We start from the raw sequence: 5,167 nt of genomic DNA on the forward strand, positions 1-5,167 counted from the left end.
CCAGTTGAAAAACTTTTAAAAAGAATAAGCTAGCTTTAAATGATGAGCAACAAGAAGCTCTTAAGAGTATACAAAAAACTGACAAGGTAGTCTCGCTACTCCATGGACTAACAGGATCTGGTAAAACCGAGGTTTATTTAAATCTTACTTCAAAAGTTCTTGAAGATGGAGGACAAGTTATTGTACTTGTTCCAGAAATTGGATTAACTCCGCAAATGATTGAGAGGTTTAAGTCTTGGTTTGGAAATGAAGTTGCTATTATCCACTCAAAGCTTTCGGCTGGAGAAAGATATGATGAGTATAGGAAGGTCTTAAATGATGAAGTAAAAGTTGTAGTTGGTGTCAGAAGTGCAGTATTTGTTCCCTTTAAAAATCTTAAGATGATAATTGTAGATGAGTCTCACGACTCTTCCTATGAATTCCACGACAACCTAAAGTATGACACCATAGAAGTTGCCATAAATAGGATGAAGGGCAGGGGGAAAGTCCTTCTTGGATCAGCAACTCCATCTGTGGAATCATACTTTTATGCCCAAAAAGACTTTTACAATTTATGTGAATTGAAAAATAGGGCAAAAAAAGGAGCCTTTCTACCAGATACAGAAATAGTTGATATGAGAGACGAACTTATAATGGGAAATGTCTCAATCTTTAGTAGAAATCTCAGAGAGGCTATTGAAGAAAAGCTAAAGAACAAAGAACAAGTTATTTTATTTTTAAATAGACGTGGTTTTTCTAACTTTATTTCCTGTAGGTCTTGCGGTGAGGTTATCAAATGCGATGATTGTGACATTTCAATGACCTATCACAAGGCAAAGAATAGGCTTATCTGTCACTATTGTGGAAAGACCAAGCCTTTGCCAAAAGTGTGTCCATCATGTGGATCAAAATTTATAAAACAATTTGGAGTTGGAACTCAAAGAGTAGAAGAAGAAGTTAAAAAATATTTTCCAGAATCTAGAGTTCTTAGAATGGATAGGGACACAACGGGTAAAAAGAATTCCTTTGAAAAGTTTTATGAGAAGATAAAAAATAAGGAAGCAGACATAATTATTGGGACTCAAATGGTATCTAAGGGATTTGATTTCGAAGATGTTACACTTGTTGGCATTGTTGCAGCAGACCTCTCCCTTTATATTTCAGACTACAAGGCGAGGGAAAGGACCTTCCAACTTATAACCCAAGTTTCAGGAAGAGCAGGTCGTGCTTCAAAAAAAGGTAAAGTAATTATTCAAACTTACAGCCCAGATAGTGAAATTATAAAATATTCTGCACTTGGAAATTATGAAGATTTTTATAATTATGAAATTGAGGAAAGAAAAGTATATTTGTATCCACCCTACACAAAGTTAGTTGGACTAGAATTTTCTTCTTATGATGAAAGCTTGACTGAGATTTGGGCACAGAAATTTCTCAATCAAATGTCAATTGATTTAAAAGGTATGGATATAATGCTTACAAAATTTATTAAAATGCCTAAGATAAAAAATATAAATAAAACCAAGTTCTCAATTAAGCTCAAACCTAGAGATTTATCTTTGTTAACAGAGGGTCTAAAAAGGGTAATAAGAAATAGTAAGATAGAAGAAGAAAGAAAAATAATTTTAAATATAGAATTTTAGGTGATTAAATGGCAATAAGAAAAATTAGAATAGATGAAGATCCAATACTTAGAAAAAAATCTAAACTTGTTACAAATTACAATGATAGATTAAAGACTCTAATAGATGATATGTACGAAACAATGGATGTAGCCTATGGAGTAGGTCTTGCGGCACCTCAAATTGGAATTCTTAAAAGATTAATTGTTGTTGATAGTAGAGATGAAAATGAAGAAGATGGAATGAGATTTTATATGATTAACCCTCAAATTATCGAAAAAGAGGGGGAAGAAGTTTCAATGGAAGGTTGTCTTTCAGTTCCAGGAAAGCAAGGCACAGTTAAAAGAGCAAAAAATATAAAAGTTAAATACAATGATTTGGATGGAAATGAAAAATTTATGGAAGCAGAAGATTTCTTGGCAAGGATTATTCAACACGAAACCGATCATCTTGATGGAATACTTTATACTGATAAGGCAATTGAAATGTATGAAGCAGGGGAGTGAAGAGTAATGAAGTTTATTTTTATGGGTACTCCTGAATTTTCTGTTCCAATATTGGAAAGGTTAAATAAATTGGGAGATATAGCTCTTGTTGTTTCTCAAGAAGATAAGAGAAAGGGAAGAGGAAAAAAAGTTACAAAAACTCCTGTAAAAGTAAAAGCAGAAGAACTAGGTCTTGATGTTTATCAAGCAAAAGATATCAATTCTGCCGAGGCTATAGAAAAACTTAGAGAGGTTGAAGCTGATATTATAGTTGTTGTTGCTTATGGACAAATTTTAACAAAAGATATAATAGATTTACCAAAAAAATATATTGTAAATGTTCACGCTTCACTTTTGCCACAATTTAGAGGAGCTGCTCCAATTAATAGAGTCATAATTGAAGGTTATGAAAAAACTGGAGTAAGTCTAATGAGAGTAGAAGAAGGTCTTGATGCTGGAGCAGTGTCTAATATAAAAGAAATTGATATAGCTTCTATGGATGCAGGAGAATTAGAAGAAAAACTTTCAATAATGGGTGCAGATCTTTTGGAAGAATTTATTAAAGATGTAGAGGAAGAAAATGTTAAATTTGTTGAACAAGATGAAACAAAAAAAACATACGCAAATAAAATTTTAAAAGATGATTTAATTTTAAGTTTTGATGAGAATTCAAGAGATATTGTAAACAGAATTAGAGGGCTTAGTCCAAATTATGGGGTAAAATTTAATTATAAAGATAAGTTTTATAAGGTTTTTAGGGCTGAAGAAGTTCAAACTTCACAAGATGATAAAGCTGGAACTATCTTAAAATCAGATAAAGAATTATTAATTAAAACTTCTGATGGGGCAATTTCAGTAAAAGAAATTCAAGCTCCAGGCAAGAGAGTTATGGGAATTGATGACTTTTTACGTGGAAATAAATTTGAAGAAAATTATGTGATTGGAGGAAAATAATGTTTGGACCTTATTTTTACACTTATGATTACTCTTACTTAATCTACATTCTTCCAGGGCTTATCTTGGCAATGTATGCACAAGCAAAAATAAGTTCTGCTTATGAAAAATACAATAAGGTAACTGCTTCAACTGGTCTAAGTGGGGCAGAAGTTGCAAGAAAAATTTTAGATAGAAATGGACTAAGTTATGTTGATATAAAGATGGTTGATGGTAAATTATCTGATCACTATGATCCAAGAGATAAAACCCTTAACTTATCAAGAGATGTTTATTATAAAAATTCCATTGCTTCAGTTTCAATAGCTGCTCACGAAGTTGGTCACGCTATACAAGATTCAGTTGATTATGCACCTTTAAAAATAAGAGCAGCCTTAGTACCACTTGCAAATCTAGGAACACAACTTTCCTTTATTTTAATAATACTTGGATTTTTCTTTTCAGTATTTTTTACAAAATTAGGGATTGCCTTATTTTTCTTTGCTGTATTATTTCAAATAGTAACTCTTCCTGTTGAGTACAATGCATCTAATAGGGCAAAAAAAGAGTTGGCAATGGGAATTATTACAGAAGAAGATTTAAAAGGAACAAGAGAGGTTCTAAGTGCAGCAGCCTTAACTTATGTTGCATCAACAATTGTTGCAATTGGACAATTTTTAAGATTACTTAGCATATTTGGAAGAAGAGATTAATGAAAAATACAAGAGAAAAAGCACTACAAATAATAAATGATGTCCTCTATAAGGGGACATTTTTAGAAGAAAGTTTAGAAATTCTAAAAAATTCCAAAATTGATGAGAGGGATTATGCTTTTATAAAAGAAATAACTACTGGTGTTATAAGAAATAAAACTTATATAGATTATGTTATAAAAGAGAATTCAAGAGTTAAATTTAATAGAATTCACAAATTAATACTTAGCATTCTTGAGATGGCAGTTTATCAAATGTATTTTCTTGATAAAGTTCCAGATTATTCTATAGTTGATGAGTCAGTAAATCTTGCAAAAATTTATGGTAATAAGGGATCTATTTCTTTTACCAATGGTATTCTTAGGAGTATTTCTAAAAAAGATAAAGTTCAAGTTAAAATAAAGGACAGCATAGATAATCTTTCAACTTTTTACTCTCATCCAAGATTTTACACTGAGTATTTTTATAAAAATTATGGTGAGGATTTTACTAAAAAGTTACTCAAGGCAAATAATGAAAAAGCACCTTTTACAATAAGGATAAATAGTTTAAAAACAAATAAAGAAGATTTGCTAAATAAACTAAATGAACTAGGATATAAGGTTTTAGAGACGAGTTTTGAAAATGCTTTAAACATTGATAATCCCAGTGGTATTATTGATACAGACCTATTTAAAGAAGGATATTTTTATGTACAAGATTTAGGATCAATTTTAGTTTCTAGTTTTTTAAATCCAAAAAAAGATTCAAAAGTCTTAGATTTATGTGCGGCACCTGGTGGAAAGACAAGTCATTTATCAGAAATAATGGAAAACACTGGTGAAATTATTGCCTGTGACAAATCAAAGGGTAAAGTTAAAATAATTAAAGAAAATGCTAAAAGACTTGGATGCAAAAATATTAGTCCAATAATAAATGATGCGAGAGTTTTAAATGAAGAATTTATTAAGAATTTTGATTATGTTTTAGTTGATGCACCTTGTTCTGGAACTGGACTGTATAGAAAGAAACCGGATATAAAATGGAATAAGAATATTGAAGATATAAAAGAACTTTCTGAAATTCAATTGGAAATATTAGAGAATGCAAAAGAATATCTAAAGGTCAATGGATTTTTACTTTATTCTACTTGTTCACTTTCTAAGATTGAAAATGAAGATGTCATTCACAAATTCTTAAACAAAAATAGAAATTTTAAAATAATAAAATTAAGAGATAAGGAGATTTTAAAACTATTCCCATCAGTAGATGGAAGCGATGGTTTTTCTATATGTCTATTAGAAAAAATATCTTAATATATTGGCTGTGAAAAACATTCACAGTCTTTTTTATATTAAATTAATTTTTTAAATATATTTTTATTTGTAGAAGTCTAATGGTATAATGATTAGATGAATAGGTGGTTTTAATGGAATTAAATTCTATGTATGAAGAT

At 30.2% G+C, this 5,167-nt stretch carries 4 protein-coding genes and 1 pseudogene; all 5 read left to right on the forward strand.

Going from position 1 to position 5,167, the window contains the following annotated elements:
* Positions 1-41: 41 nt before the first annotated feature.
* A pseudogene (priA, locus tag HGPT_RS01830) lies at positions 42-1,622 on the forward strand (replication restart helicase PriA); the annotation flags it as partial.
* A gap of 8 nt (positions 1,623-1,630) precedes the next feature.
* Positions 1,631-2,107, forward strand: a complete 477-nt coding sequence (gene def, locus HGPT_RS01835) for a peptide deformylase (protein WP_019138191.1) — start codon at positions 1,631-1,633, stop codon at positions 2,105-2,107.
* A gap of 6 nt (positions 2,108-2,113) precedes the next feature.
* A complete protein-coding gene (gene fmt / locus HGPT_RS01840) occupies positions 2,114-3,040 on the forward strand; it encodes a methionyl-tRNA formyltransferase (RefSeq protein WP_019138192.1) in 927 nt (308 codons plus the stop codon).
* The gene (locus HGPT_RS01845; RefSeq protein WP_019138193.1) at positions 3,040-3,732 is read left to right on the forward strand and encodes a zinc metallopeptidase; all 693 of its coding nucleotides are present in this window, start codon (positions 3,040-3,042) and stop codon (positions 3,730-3,732) included. The genes fmt and HGPT_RS01845 overlap by 1 nt, the downstream gene beginning before the upstream one ends.
* Entirely contained in the window at positions 3,732-5,027 is a 1,296-nt protein-coding gene (gene rsmB, locus HGPT_RS01850; protein WP_019138194.1) for a 16S rRNA (cytosine(967)-C(5))-methyltransferase RsmB, read from the forward strand. The genes HGPT_RS01845 and rsmB overlap by 1 nt, the downstream gene beginning before the upstream one ends.
* Positions 5,028-5,167: the final 140 nt, after the last annotated feature.

The organism is Peptoniphilus timonensis JC401, assembly GCF_000312025.1.
GTDB lineage: Bacteria > Bacillota > Clostridia > Tissierellales > Peptoniphilaceae > Peptoniphilus_A > Peptoniphilus_A timonensis.

Coding starts and splice junctions, on each gene's coding strand:
- HGPT_RS01845 (WP_019138193.1), top strand. CDS start 3,040: ATGTTTGGACCTTATTTTTACACTTATGATTACTCTTACTTAATCTAC.
- fmt (WP_019138192.1), top strand. CDS start 2,114: ATGAAGTTTATTTTTATGGGTACTCCTGAATTTTCTGTTCCAATATTG.
- def (WP_019138191.1), top strand. CDS start 1,631: ATGGCAATAAGAAAAATTAGAATAGATGAAGATCCAATACTTAGAAAA.
- rsmB (WP_019138194.1), top strand. CDS start 3,732: ATGAAAAATACAAGAGAAAAAGCACTACAAATAATAAATGATGTCCTC.